The sequence below is a fragment of the Mycoplasmoides alvi ATCC 29626 genome (genome assembly GCF_000701785.1).
Lineage (GTDB): Bacteria > Bacillota_I > Bacilli_A > Mycoplasmatales > Mycoplasmoidaceae > Mycoplasmoides > Mycoplasmoides alvi.
The window spans coordinates 206316-233077 of sequence record NZ_JNJU01000001.1; the positions used below are offsets into that span (position 1 = coordinate 206316).

A 26762-nucleotide genomic window follows, 5' to 3' on the forward strand; every position below is an offset into this window, starting at 1 on the left:
TATATTATTTCTTAAAATTTATATTACCAGGTAAATGATTTATAGTTATTTTTTTTCATTCTGATGTTGCAATATTTCTATTAGGTTCTTCAGGTGTTGGATTCTTAATACTAATCATAACTGTTCAACTGATTAAATCCTGAATAGATCTTTTTCCGCTATTTATACAATTGTATACGAGAAATACAATAGAAATTAAACCACAAGTAGAAAATAAAACTTTGAAAATAATAGTAACATAGTTTACATTACTTTCTGAAACAAATAATGACTTAAAAAATTCTATTTGATCATTTTTATTTAATGTTGCGGTTATTATAGAAAAAATTAGGATAAGAAGCATGTAATTAATTCAAATGAACAAATCGTGAATAACTAAATGATAGAAGTACTTACGTCTATTTATTAATTCAATTAATTTTATTTTAAAAATTCATCTAAAAAGTGTAAATCCTTTGGTAAAAAAAGGTATTAAAATAAAGTAAATAAAGAAAGTTACAAGTGATACAGAAAATTCAATTGAAACTAATTCACCAAATGTTAATTCTTTATTTAAAGTTATTATGAAATATACTCCTATTAATAATCCTAGCAATAAAATTGTGTCAAATGATCTAGCTAATAATCGAATCATAATTTTAGAAACAGAATATAAGATTTTATCATTATTTATTTTGGTTCTAATTTTCATTTTATTTTGTATCAAACTCTTTTTGAATTCATGCTAATTTTGGTTTAAATGATTTAAAATAATGTTTTCATTTATTTTCATTTATTAAATTAAAACATTCATTTACAAAGAAATTACTATAAAGTTTTAAATTTAATTTGTATGCAGATGAAATTGCAAGTTCTTTTTCCTCATCATTCATATCAGAGTTAATGACATAATTTATAAAATCATATAATGTAATTTTAGTTGTTCAAAATTCTAGAGCATCTTTCATTTTTTTATCCAAAAAATTTATTTTTTTTTCAATTGAATAAAATTCATGAATCTGGAACAAGAAATCATAAAGATTGTTAGTTAATTTTATAGTATGTGATAATTTTGCAAGTGATTTATGTACATATATCATTTTTTTAAATTTAGAAAATACAGAAAGAACAAACAAGGCTGGATAATAATGAAATTCAGTCATTTTTATTTTATTCTTAATTAAAAATTCTTTGTTAAAAATTTTATTAGCTAAATTTCAATCATTTTGGCATAAAATTTCTGAATCCAATTGTGTAAACAATTTCACTTCTTCTTTATCAATTTTTGAGGAAATTGAAAAATATCTATCATAATTGTTTTTAAATACAATTAAATCTTGATCTTTATTATCGGTGATTAAATTTAAAATCTCAGTAACAAAATTATTTTGAAATTTAATTTCTTGACCAGCAAAATAAATGTAATTAGAACTAGAAATTTTTAAACCTAAGTTATAGCAATATGAATGTCCTAAATTTTGTGATAATGTTACAAATTTAACATTTTTATGTAATAAAATTTTCGATGAAGTTAGTATATCCACAACATCATTTGATGCACAATCATTCATTATTATTATTTCAACATTTTCTATTGAATTCATTTGTAGTAATGAATTAATAGAATTTTTTAAATTTTTGGTATTTCCATTTAAATAATAGATTATTGAAATTTTAACCACATTTATCACCGTATTTTACACTATTAATCATATATTATATTATTTCCTAATGATGGTTTCTTTATTGTAAAATATTAAAGGTTAAATTACTAAATTTAAGGTTATAAAATGAATATGAATGATAAACTTAATTTAACTAAATTGAAAATCAAAAATACATATTCTTTTTATGTTAGTGATGTTAATAAAACATTTTTTGATGTAACTACTAAAAAATACAAAAATAATTTGTTCTATAAGAGATTAATTTCAGATATAAGAAAAAACAAATGTAATAATGATATTAAAGAAATTTTTGATATTGAGAACATTAATAATGTTGAAACATTTCAAAATTTATTAAATAAAATTTTAATAAAAATAAATTCAATTATTGGTGATAAAAATAATCCGATTCTTTTATTTAAATCAAGAAATGAATTAGGAAATCCTTTATATGTTGCTGAAGACAATGAAAATTATGATTTAAAAATTTTAGGTAACAAATCATTTCAAAAAAAATACATGTTTAAAATTGATATAAATCCAAATAGCTATTTGAGCATGTACGCAGAATCAATTGAAATAGTTTTTTGTTTTGATGAAAAAACCAAAATGGTTTCAGGAGCATTTTCTGTAAACCAGTCTTTAAATTCTGTGGAAGGAATTAATAAAAATAAACTGTATGAAAAAATTTTTTTAAACAATTTGCAACGTTATTTTTTAGAAAATGAATTTAAAAAAATCTCTTTTACAAATCTTCTTCAACTTTTTGATGATTTAAAAATTGTTAAAGAAGATACTGAAATTTCATTTAATTCAAAGTTAAAAAAACATTGAAATAGTTTTATTGATAAAAAATTTTCAAGTTACATTAATCTAAGCAATGTAGATTTAAAAACATTCACAGATGATTTGTTTAATTCAATATTTGTGACTCAAATAATAATGCTAGCAATATATGAAGAATTTAAAAATTATTTGAAAAGTTTAAAACCAAGTTTAGTTTTAAATTCCATAAATAATTACGAAAATTTAGTTAATTTAAAAGATAATAGCAGTTCTAACCGCGATTTAATAAACCTTATTATTTTTGCGAAAAATAAATATGCACATTTACCAGAAATTAATTTAGATGAAATCGAAACTGCTGATGAAGCTTTTAAAATTATTTTAGACTATTCTAAATTTGAAAGTCATTCATTATGACATTCAATACCATCATATGAAATTGAAACTAATTTTGAAAATATTTTTTTTAATAATCATAAAGATATTTTTTTAAAAAATAATGATTTAAAACTTTTTTTCTTATTCACAATGTACCCCCAATTATTTGGATTGGAAATTAATAACACTAATTTTTCTACTATTGATGAAGTTACAAAAATTGTAAAAAATATCATTTTTGATGATCATGATATTCAAGAATTTATTGTTGAAAAATTAGATGAAATCATTTGTGAAACTAGTTGTTACTATATTTCATTTATAAACCCATCATTATCTTCATTAATAGTGAAAAATGCTAATTTGATTGATGGCAACTGAAATGATAATTTAAAATCTGGCAGTGAATATTCTAATTTTTATGATTTATCAAAAAAATATTTATGATCCATTATATACATTCAATCAAGAGTATGAAAGTTAATGACCATTGATAAAGCATTAGATAAAGAAAAAAATTTTGAACCTTGAAAATTAAGAAACAGAATTTATGAAATGAACAATTTACAAATTGACACTTATGGTGATTTTTATGGATTACCAATAGAAAAAATTGTAAAAAATATGGAAAAACATATTAGTTTGTCTGAATCAATAACTTTACTTACAAAAAAACTTAACCGTGATGACCAACGTTATGGCAAAAGCAAAGAGCGGAATTATTTAACAATTGGTGTTATTGCTGCGTCAGCATTTGGTATATTGGATTTTTTTACAACTACATTTTCTATTTTAACAGTTAGTTCTAATGCTGCAAGTGAAAGTTTAAAACATCCATTAAATCTAATAGTAATAGGGATTGGTTCTTTTTTTGCTTTTATTCTTTTGTTAATTGGTGTGTTGGCTTTATGTGTTATTATTAGAAGTGATATTAAACAAAAAAAAGGTTAATAAAAATATACTGGTAATATAGAAATGACCGATAAAAAAATTGTTTCCTTAAAAATTGATAATATCTTTCCATTTTACATTGACAACGTAAATGTAAAATTTTTTAATAGTTTAAATCAAATTTCTAATAAAAAATTTGTAAATAAAATTTTACCTAAGATCGTTAAAACCTTAGAAGGTGAAGAATTAGAAAAATTTATTGAAATAGATAATTTAACTAAATTTGAAAAAGTTAATTTAATGTTAAACTTGGCATTAAAAAAAATAGTTTCCAAAACAGGAAGTTACCAATGTGATATTTTTAAAGTTCAAAGTTATGATAAATTTAATGAACCTCTATATATCAAAAATATTGAACGTGATAAAGATATTGAAATTGTTTCTGACAATTTATCAGATAGAAGATATAATTTTGTTGTTGAAATTAATTCAAATTCATATTTAAGTTCTTACATAAAAAAGATAAATTTATCATTTTATTTAGATGATGAAAACAAAATTTTATCTGGTGGTTTTTCTTTACAATTAGTTGATTATCAAAAATTAAGTGATATAGGTATTAGTAATGATGAATTAATCGATAAAATATATGTATCTAGTTTAGTAAGACATTATATTTCTAAACAACTATATCCAATTTCTTTAAATAACATATTAGATCTTGTAGGTGAATATAATTTAAACTCAAATAAAAAAAGATACAATGTATCAAAATCTACAAAAAGTTATAAATATTCAACTTCATCAATAAATTTTAAGGAAATAACAGCAAATGATTTGAAAGATAATTGAACAGAGTTATTTAATAAAAAATATTTAAATTTTAAAACAAACATTTCAGATGATGAAAAGAAAAATATTAGTGATAATTTGTTTTTTTCAATTTTGATAACAACAATGGTTACATTATCCTTATATGAAGAATTGAAAATTTATTTTACAAGTGAAAAACCTGAACTTATTTTAAGCATTTTAGATAGACCATCATTAATCAAAGAAGACCCAAATCAAAAGCCTGAAAATGATTTTTTTGAACTTGCAAAATTTTTAAGGCAAAATTATTTTAAACATAATTTAGATTCCAAACCAAATTATAAAAAAGTAAAGAAATTTGAAGATATAATAGAAATTGTTTCTGAATATGAATCTAAAAGTGAATATGAAGCTTTTGGTTTATCAATACCAATAAATAGTATACAAATAGATGAAAATATTCCTTTTGTTTCATCAAAAAAAATTATTAAAAATTATCAAAATATTAAGTTAATTTATTTAATGACAATTTATCCTGAATTATTTGGAATAAATTTAAATAGTTCATTCTTTATTGAGTACAATAAATTTTTAGATGTAGTATTTAAATTAGCTTGTGATTTTGATTTATCTGATCGGTTTTTGAATAAAGTAGAGTCAACACATTGTGAAATTAATAATAATTACATAACATATTTATCAGATTCAGCATTTCCATCAGTTTTAATAATTCAAAATGAGCCAATATCTTTATTTCCTAATTATTTTTGAGCACAAATTTATGTTCAGTCTAGAATTTGGATGAGGAATGATATTGAATATGATTTTAACAACACAGATATTAAAAAGAATTTTTATTTTTATAGAGAAAAAATAAGGGTTTTGGAAAATTTATCATTTGATTGATATGATGATTTTTATGGATTACCTGAAATAAAAAAAATTGTTAAAAAAATTGATGAAACTAGCAATCTTAAAACTTCAATAAATCTTTTAATAGCTAAATTAAAGCAGCAAGATTCTATAAATAAAAAAGATACAGAAAGAAAAATTATGGTATCTGCTTTTTTAGTAGCAATAATAATTGGTTTAATTAATTTTTTTGGAATGGTATTTACAATTTTAACAGTTACAGATATTGAAGCTGGACTTACTTTAGCAAATATAATTTCTATTTCATTCGCATCTTTATTAGCTTTTTGTTTGCTTGTTATTATAGTAATATTTTTAATTAAATCTTTCAAAGAAAGAAAACGCAAAAAATAATTACTTATTTTTTGACAACGGATCTATTATTAATATTTTTTTAATTTCTTTTATTTCACTTATTAAAATTTTTTCAACCCCTTCTTTGTATGTGATATCAACTAATTCACAGCCAACACATGCTCCAAGTAATTGAATTGTTAATATCCCATTTTTATAATTAATAAATTTTAAATCTCCTCCATCTTTTTGTATATAAAACCTCAAATTATCTAAAACATCAATAATTTCTGAAATTATTTGCTTATTAGTTTTTTTTCTTTGATATTTTTTTTGTTTTTTCATTTTTGGAAGAACCAATTTTATTTTCATTATGATTAATAAGTCGAATTATGTTTTCTTTGTGTTTTCAAAAAATAATTAAACATATAGATATATTATTCAAAACTAAGAATAAAATTATTTGTCAATCATTTTGATAAGTTAAATAACCGCCAATTCCATTTAAATTAGATGCATAATTTTCTTTTTCGATTCAAAAAGGTTGTCCTAAAGAAAAAAAGTTTAAGTAATCTATATAATTTATCAATGGTAAAAATATTAAGATTGCTGAAGAAATCAATGATGCTAATGATACATATTTTGTTTTGATTACAATAATTATTCACACAATGCTAATAATTATTAACCATCAAAATGATGTAGACATTAAAAATCCAACTGTAGGAGCAGCTGCCTTCCCTCCTTTAAAATGAAAAAAAATTGGTCAACAGTGACCTACAATAGAACTAAAATTAGCAAGATAAACTAAATAATATACTTTTTCAACTAAATTAACTTCAGATTTAATGAATTCTTCCAATAAAAATTTATAAATAGATCAACTAATAAGAAATGCTATAAAACTTTTAAAAATATCACCAAAACCTACAATAATACCTATTTTTTTTCCATAAACACGAAAGGAATTTGTTGTTCCTGGATTTTTGCTTCAATGAAGCCGTGCATTTTTTTTTACAAAAAAAGCAACAACATCTGAAGTCATTATAGAACCTAAAATATAACCAATAAATATTGATAAAAAAATAAGTAAAAAAATAGCTAATGATGGTGACATAAAATTTATAAATTATTGTTTTGTTTACTAGAAATAATGAAGTTAAAAACCTTATTTTTAATAACAATTTCTTTTTCTAATAAAATCTTAAAATTATTTTTAGTTAAATGATCTTTTAATTTAACAATATTTCCTTCTGATTGAAATATAAACTTTGTTTTTGAATTACTTACATGTTCATTCTCAAGAATATTAATAATGTTGTTAGTTCCAATTCCTGCTATTACAATGTAATTTGGCGATAAATATGATGGCAAATTATTTAAACCTTCATTTAAGACATTAAAAATCCTTTGTCTATACTCATATTTACTTGTATTTTTTATTGCATTCATTAAGGGCTTTTTTTTATTATCAATATTTAAAACAACTTTAGATTTATTTTCTTGAATCAAAATTAAGCTTAAATAACCATGATCACAACCTACATCTATTATTAGGTCATGTAATTTATTAGGTATGAGGTTTGAAATAAACTTAATCTTTGTCGTCATCTAAAAACGATCTTAATTTTGTATTTTTAGAAGGATGTTTTAATTTTCTTAATGCTTTTGCTTCAATTTGACGAATTCTTTCTCTAGTCACTTTAAATTTGTTACCAACTTCTTCCAAAGTCATTGGAGCTTTAAAAGGTGACAAACCATAACGCATTCTGATTATTTGTTCTTCCTTCTTAGATAAAGTATTGTTAAACAACTCATTAATGTGTCCAATAACTAGTTTTTTATTAGTAAATTGATCTGGTCTATCAATGTCTTTATCTTTAACAAAATCGATAAATTGAGATTCTTCATCATCACCAACTGGTTTATCTAATGAAACAGGATCATTATTTAATTTACGAATTTCAACTATTTTTTTTGGTGTAAAACCATTAACTTGACCACCCATTTCTTCCGCTAGTTCTTCAACAGTTGGCTCTCTTCCTAATGTTTGGGTCAAGTTTCTTTCAACTTTAATTAATTTATTAATTGTTTCTACCATGTGAACTGGAATTCTTATTGTTCTTGCTTGATCAGAAATTGCTCTAGTAATTGCTTGCCTTATTCATCAAGTTGCATATGTAGAAAATTTATTTCCTAGTTTGTAATTGAATTTACTAATTGCTTTTATTAAACCAATAGAACCCTCCTGTATTAAGTCAATAAAATCTAAACCTCGATTTAAGTATTTTTTTGCAATTGATGTCACTAAACGCAAATTAGAAGTCACAAACTGATTAATTGCATATTGTCTTGTTTCTTCATCATTACTACCAAGTAATTTAGCAATTTTAATTTCATCATCAAAAGTTAACATTTTTGAGGAACCTAACGTTGCCAAAAAAGATCTTACATTATCTTCTACTTTATCTCTAGTGCTTGTACCTTTAATAGTTAACTCTTCAATATTATCATCAATTCCACTTAAATCTTGTGTTTTACTAAATTCAGAAATATATTCTTCAACATTATCATCTAATTTTATGTTTGAATCAAACAAAGTATCTAAAATATAAGTTTTTTCTTCATCAGTAAAGTCATGATTTTTAATATTTTTTACTATTTCTTCATTAGACAAATAAGGATGTTTTCTCCTTTTTTGTTTAGCCTTTGCTTGTAATTGTTTTATTACAGAATTAACTTCACTATCATAATTACGATTTTTTGAACTAACTTCTAATATATCTGTAAAAATAATTTCATTTCTCTCATTATTTGGCGCATGTTTAGGTTTTCTTCCCCTTCGTTTTTTTTCTATGATTATTTCTTTATCTTTATGTACTTTGTTTAATACAGGTTTTAAAGATTGTTTTTTAGCGATTCTATTTATTACAATTTCTTTTCTTGGAACACTAGACAAAAATTCTTTTTGGTCATTTATTTTAGTAGGAAAAATAGATTTGTTTTTAGAATTATATCTACCAGTAGTTTTTAAATTTGTTTTATTTTTATTTGTATTTGATGAAAAAACTTCTATTTCTTTAGACTGTTTATTGTTATTATCTAAAGATTCATTTTTTTTATCTAAATTTGAAGTTATTTTATTTGTATTATTTTCTTTATTAATTTTATCTTTTTTTATTTTTTTTGTAGTTTGTGTTTTTTTCATGAATTTTAAATAAATCTTCTAATTTAATATTTTGTCTAATACTGCATAAGTTATTATTTTATCATAAAACAAGAAATAATTAATTATTTACTTTGATTTAGTTTGCATACAATGAATTATATTAATAATTTTTTATTTTTTAAACTTCATTATTTTTTCATAAAATAATTGGTTTTTTTTATTTATTTCTTTTATATTTTTTAAATGATTGTTAAAAAGTTGCTGATCATTCAAATACAAAAAAATATTTTTTAAATAATCTTTTGTTAACATAAACAAATTAATTGTTTGGTACAAGCGAATAATTTCTTTTTTTAAATCATCGTAATTGTAGATTGAAATTTGATTTTCATATTTAATGTTTTTAACTATTTTAAAATATAAAGATGATGCATCTTCAGAAGTATCATCATTTTTTACATCTTCTGCTAATTTTAAAAATGAATTAAAAGTTATTTTTTCATTAAGTTTGTAATAGTTAGTTAATCGTAAACAAAGTTTTTGAAAATAATTATGAGTATTTTTTATATTTGTTAAGTTATTAAAATCAATTAAAGCATCTTTATGATAATAAAACAAAACAATTAAATAAGTTTCAATGTTTAAAATGGATTCATAGTATTCAATACAATTTTTTTTGATTTTTATTATTAATTCATTTGTAATATTTTTTTTATTCGTTTTATTTTCATAATTATCTTGATAATAATTTGAATTAATTGCAGATTTAATTATTAATTTATCAAATGTTTCTTTTAAATTGCTAGTTGATAAATTAAATTTGTTAGATATAAGACTAATATATCTATCTCATAAAATTGGATTAGAAAATGTTTTTATTTCTTTAAAAATTTTTTCAACACTATAAATTATTTCATTGTTAGAAAAATTATTAGATAGTTTGTTTTTTTCCAAATTAATTAAATATTCAAAGTAATCAATTTTTAAATCGATAATATTTTTTTGATTTAATTCATTTTTATTTACTAGCTCATCAATATCTTTTGAACTATTATCTGGATATTTAAACAAAGAAACATTTATTCCATGTGATATTAATTTTTTTGCACATGAAATTGATGCTTCAATTCCTGGTTTATCATTATCTAATGCAATAATAACTTCTTTTATTTCTTTTATTTTTTTTATCAATTTTATATGATGATCACTTAGATTTAGTCCCATTAAAGCAACAGCATTGTTTATTCCAATAGAGTGAAGAGCAATGACATCCATATATCCTTCACACACATATATAGAATTAAGATTGTTTATTTTATTAATTTTGTTGTAGTTGTACAAAATTTCATCTTTTTTAAAAATTTTTGTTGTTTCAGTATTTTTATATTTTGGAATATTTATATCATCAATTACGGACCTACCAGAAAATGCCACTATGTTATCATATTCATCATATATAGGGAATATAATTCTATTTATAAAAAAATTTGTTTTTTCTTTATCTTTTACAGCTAAACCTATATTTTTTAAATCAGTCATGTTAATATTAAAACCTAAATTATTAGATTCTAATAAAGCATCACACAAATCACTATTTTTGTCTAAAGCACAACCGATGGAAAAATATTCAATAAGTTCTTTTTTAAATTTTCGTTTTTTTAAATAATTATTTATTTCTACAGCATTTATGTTTGCTAAACTCAATTGAAAAAATTTTAAAGCTAAATTGTTAATTTGGTAATATTTTTGATTCTCTTCACTATAACTATTATTTTTTTTAAAAAAAATTAAATTTTCATCATTGATACCAACTAATTCACAAACTTCAATTAGTGCTTTATCATATGAAATATTTTTATAAAGTTGAATGAAATTAAAAACATCACCTTTTGTGTTACATGAAAAGCAATTAAATAACTTTTTAAAAGGAGAAATTGAAAGTGAAGGTCTAGTATCGGAATGAAATGGGCATATTGCTCAAAAGTTATTTCCTTTTTTTTGTAAATTTAAATATTGTCCAATTACTTGAACAATATCAATTTTTTTTTTTAATTCATTAACAATATTGTTTCTTTCCATTTAACTATTTGTTTCTAATTTATTTTTTAAAAAGGTAATTAAATTATCAATACCAATTTGTTCTTGTTTCATAGTATCTCTATGTCTAATTGTAATTAATTGTTTTTTTTCAGTATCAAAATCTATTGTTACACAAAAAGGAGTCCCGATCGCATCCATTCTTCTATATCTTTTTCCAATACTGCCACTTTTATCAAAAAAAGCAAAAAAACCATTTTTTAATAATTTTAAATAAATATTTTCAGCAAAAGAATCTAGTTTTTTTACTAAAGGAAAAACTGCAACTGTATATGGCGATAAGCAAAAAGGAATTTTAAGCACTTCTCGTTTATCATCATCACTATTATTATTGCTATTGTTATTTATGTCTTCAATAGAATATGAATTACAAATTAATGCATATAAAAGGCGCTCAATTCCAACGGATGGTTCAATTACATCTGGAATAAATTGATCATTAGATAAAGGATCTTGATATTTAAGATTTTTTTTAGATAAATTTTCATGAGCATTTAAGTCATATGTTCCTCTATGAGCCAATCCTCACAGTTCTCCAAAACCATGTGGAAAATTAAATTCAAAATCAATTGTTTTCTTAGAATAATGTGATAATTGATCCTTATTATGGTTGTAAATACGTAAATTTTCTTTTTTAATTTTTAAAATTTCAGTTAAGAATAAATATATTTTATTTTTAAAAAATTCAAAATCATTTAAAGCATTTGTTTGAGTTGTAAAATATTCGATTTCCATTTGTTCAAATTCTCGGGTCCTAAATATAAAATTACCTGGAGTTATTTCATTTCTAAAAACTTTACCAATTTGACCAACACCAAAAGGTATTTTCATTCTTTGAGTACGCAAGATATTTTTAAAATTTATAAAAATTCCTTGTGCAGTTTCTGGTCGTAAATACAAAGTATTTAAACTATCCTCAGTAACACCTTGAAAAGTTTTAAACATTAAATTAAACTTACGAACATTTGTTCAATCTTTTTTTTTGCAAATAGGGCAATGGATGCCATTTTCTAAAACAATCTTATCGAGTAAATCATTATTTAAATTTTCACTTATTATTATTTTTTTTTGCTCTTCACAAAGTTTATCTACTCTAAATCTATTTTTACAATTTTTACAATCAATTAAAGGATCTGAAAAATTATCTAAATGACCCGATGCTTTTCATACATTAGCATTTAAAATTATTGAACTATCTAAGAATGTCATGTTAGGTTCACTAAAAACAAAGTGTTTTATAAGTAGTTGCTTTAAATTATTTTTTAAGATGGCACCAAGTGGTCCATAATCTCAAGCATTTGACAATCCATTATAAATTTCTGAATTTTGATAAACAAATCCATGTTTTTTTAAATAGTTAACAATAGTTTCTTGATTTTTTTCCATATGAATGTGTCTTTAAATTAAATGTAAAAATAATATGAATATTGTAAATAATTTTATTTAACTTTATTTAAGCACTTAAAAGAAATGCCTAATAAATCTAAAATAATTTTTTGTAAAAAAAATATAAGGTCAATAGCAATTTCAATTGTTATTTTTGTATTTATCTCAGATTTATTTATTAATTTAAAAAGCAAATCTAAGATCTCATTATTTTTAAAAATATTTTTTTCTTGATGAGTGTAAATGCAATTACCACAAAATCATAAATATGTTTTTAATTGAATAAAATTTACATTTTTAGAATAACATAATGAACAATTTGTTTTACTAATCATTAAATTATTTGTATTTATTATGTAAATGAGTATATAGATAATAATTGTAATATCTTTGTATTTAAAACTTTTTAAAATATTAATAATGTTTTTGTAAAACAAAAATACTTTTTTGTCTCTAAAAGTAATTAAATTTAAATATTCATTTATTAAGTGAAAACTTAAATAATCATGTATTTTTCATGGAATAGGTAAAATTGTTGATGTTTTTTTTAATCGACCAATTTTGTTTTTTGTTCGAGACGGAAAGTATTCATTTTCATTAAAGTTTCCAACAACTAAATGACGCCCATTTTTTGATTCTATTTTTCTAGATCCAAATGAAATTAGTGAATATTTATCTCCTTTTTCATCCAAGATAGTTATAATTTGATCAAATACATCATAATTAATTAAATTTATGACAAAGCCTTTAGATATTATTTTTGCCATTTTTTATAACCAAAACTTTTTAATAAATAATCATCATTACGCCAATTTTTTCTTACTTTACAAAATAATTTCAAGTTAATTTTGCAATCATAAATGTTACTTATAGATTTTCGAGAACATATACCTATTTCTTTTATTTTAGAACCACATTTACCTATTATTATTTTTTTTTGACTTTCTTTTTCAACTATTATTGCACAATGAATATGAAAAATATTTGCTATGTTATCATATTTTTTTTGCTCAATTATTACAGATGATGAATGCGGAATTTCCTGAGATGTATGTTTGATAATTTGCTCTCTAATGAATTCTGTTATTAATAAGTCATCATTTCAATCATCATGAATTGATTCAATAAATATCGAATCTTCGCTATCAGAATTTATTTCATAAATTTTATTTACTAAAATTGAAATGTCATCATAAAGTAAATTAAGATAAAATTCATCAGTAATTTCTTTTAATGAATTGTAAAAAAATTTTTTTAATTCACTAAATTCATTTTGATTTTTTATTAAATCAATTTTGCTATATACTATTAAATTTTTTTTATCATTAAATTTATTTAAAAAATTACATATTTCTTTTATGTGTGGATTAATTTTTTGGCTCGAATCAACAACTAAAATATTAGTTTTAGATCTTTTAATTGATTCAAACATTTCATTAATTAAAAAATAATCTAATTTTGTTTTTGGTTTTAAAATGCCTGGTGTATCTCATATTATTAACTTATTATTAAAAACATTTGGTATAGCGTTTCTTGTTGTTTGTACCATTGGAGAAACTATAGATACTTTTTTTAAAAATATACGGTTTATTAAAGTAGATTTTCCAGCATTTGTACAACCAATTATTGAAATTTCATTATTTGTAGACATATTATTAATTTATTTTAATTTGTAACTTGAAAATATGAAATAATTTTTGGTATCAAAATCAATAAACCTATAATTATGGCAGTTATAGACATTACTAATGTTGCAGCTGCTGAAATATCTTTAATTTTTTTAGAATTAATATTAAATTTGAATGATACTAAATCAACCAAATTTTCGATAGCTGTATTTACCAATTCTAATGAAATTATTATTCCAATGATTAAAACAATAATAACTCATTCTATGATAGTCATCTTTTTATATAAAATTCCAGAAATTACTAAAACTATTATTGATATAACTAAGTGAACAACTAATGAAATTTCTTCTTTTACTGCAAAAAATAAACCTTGAAATGCATAACTAAATTTAAATTTAGTATTTTTTTTTAACTCATTTTTTAAGTGATTATTTTTCATATTTCTTATACTTATTTAAAACATTTTTATTAATTTTATTTTGAATTTTAAGGGTTAAATACTCTAGTGTATTTGATTTTTCATGATCAAAATCTAAAAGATGCATAACTCCATGAATATACATTCTAGATAATTCACTTAAAAAAGTTACATTATATTTTATTGCATTTATTTTAATTTGTTCAGGACATAAATAAATTTCACCTAACAAAGGAGTTATAAAATTTGCTTCATAATTTGAAATATTTTTTTTTGTTTCTAAAAATGAAATTGTAATAACATCTGCTATGTAATTTTTATTTCTTGTTTTTTTGTTTAAAGTAAGCATTTTTTTTGAATCTAAAAAAATAATTTCATAAAAAAAATTTAAAGTTATATTAAATAATTTTGAAAATTCTTTATCAATGATATTAGATAATAAACTTATATTAATATTATTTATTTTTGTTTTTAAATTATTTATTCTTTTTAACATAAAATTAAAACCCTAAATAATGTTCAGCAATTGATTCTGACCTAATGAATAATAGTACTTCATGTCAACCAACATTATATGCACAATCTTTATTGTTTTGTAAAAAAATTAAGTTTTCTATAGATTGAACAAAATTATTTTTAACATAAAATCTTGTAGATTCTTTTGTTTTTTGATCAATTAAATCAAAATATTGATATGATTTTATCTCATTGTAAATATCATTATTTTCAATAACTAAAAATGTTTCTTTATCAGTTATAAATAGTTTACAAGGATTATTTATTTTAATTTTTACACAAAAAATAACTACAATGAGAATTATAAAAATTATTAAAATTGATGTTAAAATTGCAATTATTTTTGATTTCATTTATCTTACCTCTACTATTTTATTGGCAAGTTTTATTAAGTTAGGATCATGTTCTGCGAATATAACAAAATTGTCTTCTACTAATGGTTTAATTAGACAATTAAAAACAGACTCTTTTAGTGAATAATTTATTGCTGATAGTGTTTCATCTAACAAAATTAATTTATTTTTTTCTTTTTGCAACATGATTAATCTAGCAATTTGAATTTGTCCTGAACTATAATTTGTGGGACTAGTTTCAAAAAAATTAATTTTATTCAAGATAGAATATATTTTTTCATCAAAAGAATGATTTTGAACAAATTGAAAAATTTTTTCAGAAATTAATAAACTATTACTTATGTTATTTCCATTAATATAAATTACATTTTTAGCAAACCACTCATTATTAATTTCATCAATTGAGTAATCATTTATTTTAATTTCACCTGATTTCATCTTAAATCTGCAAGTAAGTGATTTAAGAAGAGAAGATTTTCCAGAACCATTTTTGCCAGTTAAAACTGTTAAATTATCTAGATTACAACTTCAATTTTGGAATATTTCTTTAATTCCATCTGTTAAATTAATGTTTTTAAAACTTACTTTAGTTATTTTATCAATTTTATTAATTGCTTTTTCATGTTCTGTAATGTTAAAATAGCCATTAATTTTTTTATATGAAGAAATAAAGGAATTATATGAGAAACCAAATTTTATGAGTGTATCAACATTAGATATTAGTAATGCCTGAATTGTTGAAATATAAATTAATTTGGATAAATCAAAATTTTTTTCAGAAATTATTAAACTTATTCCTAATGAAATAATTAAAATTGAAAAAATAAATTTAACAAATTCAAAAATTTTATCAATAATTGAAGTTTCTATTGAAATGTTATAATTAAGTTTTGAATTTTCATTTAAATTTTTTTTTATTGATTTAACTATTTCTTCATATTCATTAAAAAAATTTTCATATAAAAGTAAATTGGAAAATTTTGATAAATAATCATTATGTTTTTGTAAATTATTTATTGATTTAAACAAATAACTTTTATTTAAATAAAATTGAATAATAACAAAAATAAAAATTGCAATTATTTGTATAATGCTAATTATTAAAAAAAATACATGTGTTGAAATTAAAATTCCTAGTGTAACTATAGATAAAATCAATGATGTAATAAAATTTGTTATTTTTATTAAACAAAAATTTATAAGATTTGTAATATGGCTATCAAGTTCGAATAATGTTCCATATGGCTTTTTTTCATAAAAATTAAAGGTATGTTTATTTAATAGTTTAAAAAGTTGTAATCAAATGTTTTTATAAATTATTTTTGAATTATGTCCTTGAATTAAATTTATACCAAAATCAGTAAATAATTCAGCTAGTTTTATCATAAGAAAAGGACTAATAATAGCTATTAAATTAGATAATGTTCCATAACCAATAGTGGCATCAATTATTAATTTTGAAAATTGTGCGCCAATTAAACTTAAAATTACTACAAATAATTCAAAAAATAAGCAAACAATTAAGATTTTTCAAGAAATAAAATTAAATAAATTTATTTTTTTATTTTTAGTAATTTTATTTAAATCAAATTTAATAGATTCAACAGTACAAATAAGATTTGCAAATTCTTTTTTAAATTCAGCTTCATTTAATTCATATTTTCCCTTGCTAGAATCAACAATTAAAAACAAATTCTTTTTCTTTTTTCTAAATATAATGTAATGAAATCCATTTAAACGTTTCACTAATCCAATATGTCATTTTGATGAAATGTCTTCAAGTTCTTTAAATTCACATTCATAACTTTCAATTTGCAATCCATATTTTAAACCCAATTCTTCTAAATCATATAAATTCATACCAAAATTTGAAATTATTGCATTGTTAATTATGTCTGATCGATCCAATGATAAATCATTAATTTCATTTGCTAGCATTGCTATAACACAAGCGCCGCATTCATTTTCCTTTTCTTGGTATATGACTTCCATTTTTTTCACCTATATAAATAAGTTCAAAAAAATGAAAAAAAATACAAAAAAATTTATTTTCTTGAAAAAAAATACACCCAACTTTTAAAAATGGGTGCATAACACTATATATATATATATTATTTTCTAGTTCTTCTCATTTTTTTTTGCAAACGTTTTTGAACTAGTTTTTGCTTTTCTCTTTTTCTCAATCCTGGACGAAGATGATATTCATGGCGCAAAGCATCTCGTTTAGTTTCACTAGTTATTCGCTTAAATTTTCTTAAAGCTCCTTCAAGATCTCCATCCACAACTTTAACTTTTGGCATTAAAATCACCTCCTTTCTAAGTAAAAATTATTTTAAATAATTTTCATTTTCCATAAGAATTGTTCTAGTTAATTCTTCTTTTTGTTTTTTTAATAGTTCATATTTACGTTCTTCTTCTTGTTTTATTCGATTTGTTTTGTACAACTCTTGTCTAATTAATTCATTATCATTTTTAATACTATCTATTTGGTCGTTAATATTTTTTTCAATTTTTAACAAATTAGTCAAGTAATTTGATCTATCTATTTCAGAAGGTGAATTGTCTACAATTTTTGTTTCAATTAAATCAATATTGTTAATTTTCATTTCTGAATCATTATTTAATTCATTTAAATTATTATCTTCAGAAACATTTTTTGTTGCATTGTTAGATATGCTTTCAGGAATTTTAAAAAAATTAATGTCATCTGTTATTTTTTGAGTTTCTTCTTGAATTGTAATTAAATTATCTTCATTTTTACTTGATTCATTATTAGTAATAATTGTGCTTTCATAATCTAATTTATTTGATATATTATTTTCATTTTTAATTTCATTATTAATATTATGAATTGTGTCATTATTTAAATCTTTTTCATCTTCAATTGATGAAAAATTATTTGTTAATGCACTAAATTTAATTGTTGGTTGAAAAATACTAAGATCATCAATTCCTTTATTCAAATGTTTTAATTCAGCAATATTTGACACATTAATTGCTTTACTAGGGGTTTCAATTGTAAAATTCATTTGCCTAGTTGCTGAATTTCTTTTTTTAATTTTTAGATCATTTAATCGTTTTTTTGCATCGCGAATCATTTCGAAAATTTCATCACGTGTGTATTTAGTATCTTGAGGATCTGGTCTGCCAGCTTTAAAAGGAATCCCAACATACGTTTTCATTCATTCTCTTTTTGTTTGTTTTTGTCTTTTAGCTTGTTTTCATGATTTTTTTAAACGTTTTTTGCCTTCTCTTGTTTCAGGGTTTAAAAAATCAATTAGCATTCTTGTTCTCAGATTGTCACCATTAACCATTAATTCTAAGATTTTTTCATCAAATTCAATCATTGGAACTAATTTATCTGACTCATTAGGATTCTTTTTTATTAATCCTTTTTCTTCTAAAATTTCATTACGAAATCTTTTGAAATCTTCTTCACATTCTTTTCCATAGTTGTTTATAAAACCTTTAATATCAAATTCACCATAACGGATTTTGCATTTTTTTATATACTCAGGTCATGAAAAGTCTTCATTGTGGTGATTTTTATAACCTTCTAAAAACAATTCCCATTTTGATTTATTTTTTAACAAAGCTTCACTAGTTAAACTCATGCTTTGTTCAATATTTTTATGATTTTTGATATTCTTGTTTTTATAATCCATTTTATTATTAACCATTGCAACAAAATTTAATAATGACAAACAACAAAAGCAAATTTATTATAGTGGCATTATAATATATATAATGTAAAAACAAAAAATTTTTATAGTTTTAGATTTTAACTTATTTGAAATAAAACTAAAAATGTTTTCTAATTTTTTATATACATTAAAACATATTTTGCATAAGTTAATTGACTTATTATCCAAGATCCATTGATAAAAAACAAAAAATTTATTAAATATTAATTTAATAGAAAAAAAATGTTATTTTGCTCTTGATTATTGATGCTAAATTTCATTAAAATTAATTGCAAATTGCCTTCTTTGAGCATTTGTGAAAATTTAAAGCTAAATTTGGAGTTGTATTTATGCAAAAGGTAATAAAAACAAAAAAAACTTTTAAGAATTTACTATTAACAACACTTTCAATTTTACCTATTATTGTAGTTACAAGTTTAGGGTTTCAGTATGGAAGTAACTCTAAGGTAAGTATTAAAAATTTTGATCAATCAATTTCATCAGAAAGTAATTTAGAAAATAATTTATCTAAAAACAATTTAGTTAATGAAGATAAAAAAAGCGATCAAGTTTCTATTCCTACAATTAATGATACAAACGCTAAAACATTAATAATCGGTAAAAATATTATCCATTTAAATAATAAAGTAATTTATGTGCCAGGAATAACTAATCCTTTGGTGTCTGCATCTTTATTAACAGTTTTTGATGAAAATTTTAATAAGGTTCAAGAAATTATTTTGAATTCAAATTTTGATAAACTTAGTCCAGTTGATGCAAATGATGTTTCTAAAGGAATTATTATTTCAGGTTGAAATGAAAAAACTGCTATTTACTATGCAATAGACATAGAAACACAAACAATTGATGAAAAATCTAGGGAAATAGTTGATGTACCTTTGAATTCATACAGTGTAGCTGGTAATTTTAATAAAATGCCATCAGTAATTAGTGTAACTATCACTAATAACCTTCAAGATAGTTCAATTCCTCAATTAGAATTAACAATTACTTCTGTATTAACAAAAATTTCAAATAAAATTTCCATTCCTAGAGTTGCAGATATTCCTTTTAATTCAATTCAATTGGTTGATTGTATTTCAGTAAACAATAAATTATATGTTGGAATAAATTATAAGAATGATGGTAATCCTGTTGGGAGTGACATTATATTGTTAGACAAAGGAGAAATAATTCCTGGTGGACCAACTGTCAAACTTCCATTTAGCATTAAAAGTATGGTAAATGATGACCAAGCTAAAAAAATTTATGTTCAATATAGTGATATTAATGATGGAAGTATTCGTTTTTGAAGTTATAGTACAATCAATAATGATAAGTTTTCACAAGAATCTGCAGGTTGCAATAAATCAGTATTTAGTCAAATGGTAGCAGTGACAAAATTAAATGATAAAGATACAAGTGGAATAATTACTTTAAATAATAATAAAAATGTTATTAGATATTATGATATAAACAATTTAAATTCCTACAAATATGATTACAATTTAAATTTCTTTGCAGAAAATGGTAATAGAATAAGTGATATTATTTACAATAAGTACACAAATAAGTTTAATTTGTTTTATAGTTATGATTCATATGTTGATGGAATAATTAGTTGAAATTTTGATCCAACAATGACATCAAGTGAAATTAGTGATGAGAGGTACTATACAGATATTGCACCAATTCATATTAGATATGCTAATTTAGTTAAATTAATGAATACTGATACATGAAAAAATGAATATGCTTCTTGCTATGCTAAGAATAATTTATCAAATAGTTTTAAAGATTTTTTAGAAATTCCAACATTTTTTAAAAATATTCAATTAGAAAGTATTAAAAACAAAGACAACAATTTTGAAATTAAAACTATAGCTAATGATAATATAGGCGTATTTAATTTAATTGTCGACTATAAAGTTGGTCAATTAAAAGAAAATATAAATTCTAAAAACAACACTAATGATCTTGTTAAAAATAATAATGAAGATAATGTTACTACAGAAAATGAAACTAAAAATGTAAGATTGTTAGATTTTAATGTAACAAATTTTACTAGCATTAATCCTGAAGATATTAAGGCTAACATTGATCATTCATCTCAATTACTTAAAAAAACACCAACAGAATTGAAAGAAATGTTGGAGAATTATAAGACTAAAGAATTAACTCAAGAAATGATTTTTGATTTATTTGGAATTGATAAAAAATTTCAAAAACTTGATTATTATATTGTAATTAAAGACTACAATGTTTTAGGTGAAATAAATATTGAAATTGTTTTTCCTACAGTATTTAACAATGCTAATATTAATTCAAAAGCCAAAACAACAAATGACCAAATTTTATTAGTTAATAATGCATTAACTAAAAGGTCTTTAGAAAATCGATTTAGTATTTCAACTGAAAGATGATTTATACCTATAGTGACAATATCTTCTATTATTGTATTTGCAGTTATAATTCTTACTTTATGAATGGTTTGGGGCAAAAAATTATACAAATCTTATTTAATGAAAAATAAAAATGATTTATTAAAAGAATATGAATCATTAAAAATTTTAACAGGCGATAATTGTGTACTTGAAGATGCAAATGGTAATGTTGTAAATCCTATGTCTTTGGCTTCAACTGTTGCAATTAATGAAAATTCTGAAATAAAAATTAATTTTAGAGAAGAAGGAGATTATTTTAATAAGATAAGTAAAAAATAATTTTAATATAATAAGTTTTTTTAAATAATTCATCAAAATACTAAAAAAATATTAAAATTTACTTGTTTATAATTGCTAAATTACTTTAAGAAATTTGGATCAAGGTGTTCAAATTTGGGTGTTAACTTGCTTTGCTTGTTTACATTTAATTGAAATTGTGTTTAAAATATTTGGCAGTAAATGTTTAATAAATTAGGTATTAGAGGGCATTATTTTAAAATGAGTTCATCAAGTACAAAAAAATTACTTACTCAATCTGAAATGATCAAAGAAATTAGTGAGTCAACAGGCGTTCCACTAGTTAAGGTGAAAGAAATTATTGCTTCTATGCAAAATATAATTAAGAGTGAATTAATTAAAAATGAGTTAGTTCGTTTCTTTAATATTGGTAAATTTAAAGTTGTAAGTACAAAGGCTAGAACTGGTATTAATCCTTTCACAAAAGAGAAAATTAAAATACCAGCTAGAAAAAAAGTTCGTTTTTTGGTTGCTAAATCTTATTCTTCTTCGATTTTAGAAAATAAAGGCGAAAAGAAAACAGTTTCTTCATCTACTAAATCTAAAAATAAGTCTTTACCAAAGAAAACTTTATCAAAAAGTAAAAGCAAAAAAAAGTAAGTTTTATTAATTACTTGGTTAGTATAAATTAACTTTTTAGTGACAACTAAGAAGTTTATTTTATTGTTTATAGACATAAGAATACATAATGCAATATAATGATAATAGTATTAAAGTTTTAAAGGGTTTAGAACCAGTTAGAAAAAGACCAGGGATGTACATTGGTTCAACTGATGTTCGTGGTTTGCATCACTTAATATGAGAAATTTTTGATAACGCTATTGATGAAGTTCATAATGGATCAGCAAATGAAATTAGTGTTATTTTAAAAAAAGATGGATCAGTAATTATAAAAGATAATGGTCGCGGCATTCCAATTGGTAAAAATAGTTCATCAGGTTTGTCAACAATTGATACAGTTTATACAATTTTACATGCTGGCGGAAAATTTGACGGTGATTCTTATAAGATTTCTGGTGGTTTGCATGGTGTTGGAGCATCAGTTGTTAATGCATTATGTTTGTGGATGAATGTTGAGGTTAAAAGAGAAGGTAAAATCTTTGAATCATCATATATAAATGGCGGAAACATAAAAAAAGCTGCATCACAAACAGGAACAACAAATAGAACAGGAACAACTGTTCATTTTAAACCTGATCCAACTATTTTTAAAGTAACAACTTTTAATTCATCTATTATCAAAGAAAGATTAAAAGAAACTTCTTTTTTGTTCCAAGGTTTAAAAATTGAATTTATTGATGAAATAAATCCTAATAATAACGAAGTATTTCATTCAATTAATGGAATAAAAGAGTATATTTCTTTTATAAATGAATCAAAAAAACCTATATCTAAAATTGCTTATTTTAAAGGTTCAAAAAATAATATTGATGTTGAAGTTGCTTTACAATTTACACTTGATGAAAATGAATTAATTTTATCTTTTGCCAATTCTATTAAAACAAATGAAGGTGGCAGTCATGAGTTAGGTTTTAAAATTGCATTAACAGAAACTATTAATGATTATTCAATTAAGTATAAATTATTAAAAGAGCGTGATAAAAATTTTGAAGGCAATGATATTAGAGAAGGTTTAACTGCCATTGTTTCTGTAAAAATACCAGAAAGTATGATTTTGTATGAAGGTCAAACTAAAAATAAATTATTTACCCAAGAAGCTAAAACAATTGTTCAAAAAATTGTAAATGAAAAATTATATTTTTTTCTTGAAGAAAATAAAGAAGATGCATCAAAAATTATTAACAAAATAATTTCAACACGAGATGCAAGATTAGCTGCTAAAAAAGTTAAAGAAAATATTAAACAATTAAAAAATGTTAAATCTGAAAAAGTTTTATTTGGTAAATTAACAGCTGCTCAAACTAAAGACCCTAAGCAAGCTGAAATATTTTTAGTTGAAGGAGATTCTGCTGGTGGTACTGCTAAAACTGGTAGAGATCGGAAATATCAAGCAATTTTACCATTAAGAGGTAAAGTTATTAATGTTGAAAAAACTAAGTTATCTGAATTATTAAAAAATGAAGAAATTTTATCAATTATCTCTTGCTTAGGAACTGGGATAGGAGAAAATTTTAATATTAAAAATATTAGATATCATAAAGTTATAATTATGACTGATGCTGACACAGATGGTGCACATATTCAAATTTTGCTTTTGACATTCTTTTATCGTTACATGAGGCCTTTAATTGAACAAGGCATTATTTATATTGCAATGCCTCCTTTATATAAAATAACCAATAATATTAGTAAAAAGTTTAGTTATGCATGAAATGACCTTGAACTTGAAGATTTAAAAAAAATGTATTCTAAATATTCAATTCAGCGTTATAAAGGTCTTGGTGAGATGAATTCTGATCAACTATGAACAACTACAATGGATCCAAAATCAAGACAACTAGTACAAGTGACATTAGAAAATGCAGTTCAAGCTGAAAGAAGAGTAACAACATTAATGGGAGAAAATACATCTTCACGCAAGGATTGAATTAATCAGAATGTTGAATTTATTATGGATGAGTAGTTATCATTATGAATAATAAAATTTATCAAAAAATTCAGAAAAAAGAATTTGATGAAATTATGTCAGATAGTTTTGGAAAATATGCAAAGTATATTATTCAAGACAGAGCTTTACCTGATATTCGTGACGGATTAAAACCAGTTCAAAGAAGAATTCTTTATGCAATGTATAAAATTGGTTTGAATCCTGAAAAAGCACATAAAAAATCAGCAACAACTGTTGGCGAAGTCATTGGTAAGTATCATCCACATGGAGATTCTTCAATTTATGAAGCATTGGTTAGAATGAGCCAATGATGAAAAAATAATATTCCTTTAGTCGATATGCAAGGCAATAATGGTTCAATTGATGGCGATAGTGCAGCGGCTATGCGTTATACTGAAGCTAAGTTTTCTACGTATGGTTTTAGTATGATGAACCAAATCGAAAAAGAAACAGTTAAATTTGTTTTTAATTTTGATGACACTGAATATGAACCGACATTATTGCCAACATTGTTGCCGAATTTATTCATTAATGGAGCTACTGGTATTGCTGCTGGCTATGCAACAAACATCCCTCCTTTCAATATTAATGAATTGATTGATGCAATTATTATGAAAATTGATTCCCCAAATTGTAGATTAGATTCTTTAATTAAAGTTCTCCCTGGTCCAGATTTTCCAACAGGTGGAATTATTTGTGATGATAATGGAATTAAAGAAAGTTATGAAACAGGTAAAGGTAAATTTATTTTAAGAGCTAAAATAGATAATGAAATTGTAAATAATAAAATGCAATTGGTAATTAGTGAAATACCTTATGAAACTAATAAATCATCCATAATTAAAAGCATTGAAGAAATAATTGATAATCAAGAAATAGCATATTTAAATGAAGTTCGTGATGAATCAGATAAAAATGGAATTAGAATTGTTTTAGAATACAAAGGTGATGAAAAAATTGCAGATACAATAAAACGATATTTGTTTAAAAATACACAGTTACAAATTACTTATAACATTAATAATATTACAATTTATAACCGGAAACCTATTCAAACAACATTAATTAATTATTTAGATAGTTATCTTGAACATGCTATGGAAATAATTATTAAAAGTTCTGTTTTTGACTTAAACAAAACAAAAAACCGTTTAGAAATTATTGAAGGTTTAATTAAGACTACTTCAATTATTGATAAAATTATTGAATTAATTAGATTGTCAAAAGATAAAACTAGTGCAATTAGTGGTTTAATGGAAAAATTTGCTTTTACTAATAATCAAGCAGAAGCAATTGTTCAACTAAGATTATATAGATTGACAAATACAGATGTATTGGGTTTGCAAGAAGAATTTAAAACTCTTAATGAAACTATCATTGAATTAAATAAAATTCTTAATGATGAACAATATCGTAAACATTATTTAAAAGGTATTTTAAGAAATTATAAAAAAATTTTTAACAACCCTAGAAAAACTAAAATTGAAAAAGGTGTTGAAAAAATTGTTATTTCTGATGTTGATATTATTGAAAATAAAGATATTAATGTTGTTATTAGCCGCAATGGTTATATAAAATATACAACTCAAAAAATTGATAATTTAAATACATTGTGTAATTTAAAAATGAAAGAAAATGATACATTAGTATTTGTTTCAAATGCACAAGTTTTAGACCGAATATTAATAATTACTAGCTTTGGCAATTTTATTTGTTTACCAATTCATAAAATTAAAGAGGGAAAAATTCGTGAATTAGGTAATCATATAAACAATATTGTTACTTTAAGGGATAATGAAAAAATTATTTTTGCTAAAGTTTTAAAAGATAATTTAAATGTTGAAAATAATTTAAGTATTGTTTTGGTTTCAAAATATGGAATGGTAAAACGATTTTATATAAGAGATGTCCTTAATTGTAAAATTATCAAACCAAGCATTTGTATGAATCTAAAAGAAAATGATATTCTAGTAGATGCAAAATTAGTTTGTGGAGAAAATCAGCAAATAATTCTTTATTCTCAACTTGGAAATGCATTGAGATTTAATATTGATGAAATTAGTGTTATTGGTTTAAAGGGTATGGGGGTTAGAGGCATAAAATTAAGAAATGAAGATTTTTTAATTAATTGTTCGATAATAGAACCTGAAAATGAAAACTATGTTGTATTATTCGCAAGCAACGGAATTAAAAGAATAGCAATTAAAGATTTAATAACCTTAAGTCGAGCAACAATGGGAAAACCAATTTTAAATCAAATAAAATCTAAACCGTATAAATTGGTTAGTGCAATATTAATTGATGGTAAGCAAAAAAATATTATTTGTTATCAAGAAAATAGTGAAGAACCTAAAATTATTTCAGTAAATCAAATTCCACTGCTAGATTTTGATTCTAGAATGAGTTCTCCTATCTTAGAATCATTAATTTTTGCTTATTTGCCAGATAAGGAAATGGATCAATTTAAAAATGAGTAATG

The 26762-nt window shown here is 22.3% G+C and carries 22 protein-coding genes; 6 read left to right on the plus strand and 16 right to left on the minus strand.

Annotated features, from left to right (window positions below; translation table 4 throughout):
* Positions 1-4: 4 nt before the first annotated feature.
* Together T383_RS0100820 and T383_RS0100825 are read right to left on the minus strand one after the other, a co-directional pair.
* Positions 5-691, minus strand: coding sequence for an RDD family protein (locus T383_RS0100820; RefSeq protein ID WP_033159764.1), 687 nt, complete (start codon positions 689-691; stop codon positions 5-7).
* Between the two features lies 1 nt (position 692).
* Entirely contained in the window at positions 693-1661 is a 969-nt protein-coding gene (locus tag T383_RS0100825; protein ID WP_169735584.1) for a glycosyltransferase family 2 protein, read from the minus strand.
* Positions 1662-1775: 114 nt separating this feature from the next.
* Between T383_RS0100825 and T383_RS0100830 the strand changes: the two genes are divergently transcribed.
* Positions 1776-3761: an MPN337 family protein gene (locus T383_RS0100830; protein ID WP_156940228.1), complete on the plus strand. Its 1986-nt coding sequence runs from the start codon at positions 1776-1778 to the stop codon at positions 3759-3761.
* A 24-nt stretch (positions 3762-3785) separates the two neighbouring features.
* Complete coding sequence (locus tag T383_RS0100835; protein ID WP_052663916.1) at positions 3786-5780, plus strand: MPN338 family protein; 1995 nt, start codon at positions 3786-3788, stop codon at positions 5778-5780.
* Here the strand turns inward: T383_RS0100835 and T383_RS0100840 are convergent, their stop codons facing one another.
* The 14 genes from T383_RS0100840 to T383_RS03700 all read right to left on the minus strand — a co-directional run bounded on the left by T383_RS0100840 (position 5781) and on the right by T383_RS03700 (position 18955).
* On the minus strand, positions 5781-6065 hold the full coding sequence (locus T383_RS0100840) for a NifU family protein (RefSeq protein ID WP_052663918.1): 285 nt from the start codon (positions 6063-6065) through the stop codon (positions 5781-5783).
* On the minus strand, positions 6028-6837 hold the full coding sequence (gene plsY / locus T383_RS0100845; RefSeq protein WP_052663920.1) for a glycerol-3-phosphate 1-O-acyltransferase PlsY: 810 nt from the start codon (positions 6835-6837) through the stop codon (positions 6028-6030). The genes T383_RS0100840 and plsY overlap by 38 nt, the downstream gene beginning before the upstream one ends.
* 5 nt (positions 6838-6842) lie before the next feature.
* Positions 6843-7331 carry a tRNA (adenine(22)-N(1))-methyltransferase TrmK gene (locus T383_RS0100850; RefSeq protein ID WP_052663922.1) on the minus strand — a complete coding sequence of 163 codons (489 nt, stop codon included), beginning with the start codon at positions 7329-7331 and terminating at the stop codon, positions 6843-6845.
* Positions 7315-8928 carry an RNA polymerase sigma factor gene (locus T383_RS0100855; RefSeq protein ID WP_052663924.1) on the minus strand — a complete coding sequence of 538 codons (1614 nt, stop codon included), beginning with the start codon at positions 8926-8928 and terminating at the stop codon, positions 7315-7317. Before T383_RS0100855 ends, T383_RS0100850 begins: the two co-directional genes overlap by 17 nt.
* A 132-nt stretch (positions 8929-9060) precedes the next feature.
* The gene (dnaG, locus tag T383_RS0100860) at positions 9061-10968 is read right to left on the minus strand and encodes a DNA primase (RefSeq protein ID WP_033159767.1); all 1908 of its coding nucleotides are present in this window, start codon (positions 10966-10968) and stop codon (positions 9061-9063) included.
* The gene (locus T383_RS0100865; RefSeq protein ID WP_033159768.1) at positions 10969-12372 is read right to left on the minus strand and encodes a glycine--tRNA ligase; all 1404 of its coding nucleotides are present in this window, start codon (positions 12370-12372) and stop codon (positions 10969-10971) included. It lies immediately after the preceding gene.
* A 53-nt stretch (positions 12373-12425) separates the two neighbouring features.
* Positions 12426-13139: a hypothetical protein gene (locus tag T383_RS03695; protein WP_052663926.1), complete on the minus strand. Its 714-nt coding sequence runs from the start codon at positions 13137-13139 to the stop codon at positions 12426-12428.
* Positions 13127-14023: a GTPase Era gene (gene era / locus T383_RS0100875; protein WP_033159769.1), complete on the minus strand. Its 897-nt coding sequence runs from the start codon at positions 14021-14023 to the stop codon at positions 13127-13129. Before era ends, T383_RS03695 begins: the two co-directional genes overlap by 13 nt.
* A 14-nt stretch (positions 14024-14037) precedes the next feature.
* Positions 14038-14442: a diacylglycerol kinase gene (locus T383_RS0100880; RefSeq protein ID WP_033159770.1), complete on the minus strand. Its 405-nt coding sequence runs from the start codon at positions 14440-14442 to the stop codon at positions 14038-14040.
* Complete coding sequence (gene ybeY, locus T383_RS0100885) at positions 14432-14917, minus strand: rRNA maturation RNase YbeY (RefSeq protein ID WP_033159771.1); 486 nt, start codon at positions 14915-14917, stop codon at positions 14432-14434. Before ybeY ends, T383_RS0100880 begins: the two co-directional genes overlap by 11 nt.
* A 4-nt stretch (positions 14918-14921) precedes the next feature.
* The gene (locus T383_RS0100890) at positions 14922-15290 is read right to left on the minus strand and encodes a hypothetical protein (RefSeq protein ID WP_033159772.1); all 369 of its coding nucleotides are present in this window, start codon (positions 15288-15290) and stop codon (positions 14922-14924) included.
* Complete coding sequence (locus T383_RS0100895) at positions 15291-17282, minus strand: cysteine peptidase family C39 domain-containing protein (protein WP_033159773.1); 1992 nt, start codon at positions 17280-17282, stop codon at positions 15291-15293.
* A 119-nt stretch (positions 17283-17401) separates the two neighbouring features.
* Positions 17402-17590 (minus strand): 30S ribosomal protein S21, encoded by a 189-nt coding sequence (gene rpsU / locus T383_RS0100900; protein ID WP_033159774.1) that lies wholly within the window; start codon positions 17588-17590, stop codon positions 17402-17404.
* Between the two features lie 27 nt (positions 17591-17617).
* Positions 17618-18955 (minus strand): DUF5454 family protein, encoded by a 1338-nt coding sequence (locus tag T383_RS03700; protein WP_052663928.1) that lies wholly within the window; start codon positions 18953-18955, stop codon positions 17618-17620.
* Between the two features lie 368 nt (positions 18956-19323).
* On the opposite strand from T383_RS03700, the gene T383_RS0100910 reads away from it, so the two are divergent.
* The 4 genes from T383_RS0100910 to parC all read left to right on the plus strand — a co-directional run bounded on the left by T383_RS0100910 (position 19324) and on the right by parC (position 26760).
* Positions 19324-21696 (plus strand): hypothetical protein, encoded by a 2373-nt coding sequence (locus tag T383_RS0100910; protein WP_033159775.1) that lies wholly within the window; start codon positions 19324-19326, stop codon positions 21694-21696.
* 219 nt (positions 21697-21915) lie between these two features.
* On the plus strand, positions 21916-22314 hold the full coding sequence (locus T383_RS0100915; protein ID WP_169735585.1) for an HU family DNA-binding protein: 399 nt from the start codon (positions 21916-21918) through the stop codon (positions 22312-22314).
* 88 nt (positions 22315-22402) lie between these two features.
* Positions 22403-24298, plus strand: coding sequence for a DNA topoisomerase IV subunit B (gene parE, locus T383_RS0100920; protein WP_033159776.1), 1896 nt, complete (start codon positions 22403-22405; stop codon positions 24296-24298).
* A gap of 8 nt (positions 24299-24306) precedes the next feature.
* Complete coding sequence (gene parC / locus T383_RS0100925) at positions 24307-26760, plus strand: DNA topoisomerase IV subunit A (protein WP_052663931.1); 2454 nt, start codon at positions 24307-24309, stop codon at positions 26758-26760.
* Positions 26761-26762: the final 2 nt, after the last annotated feature.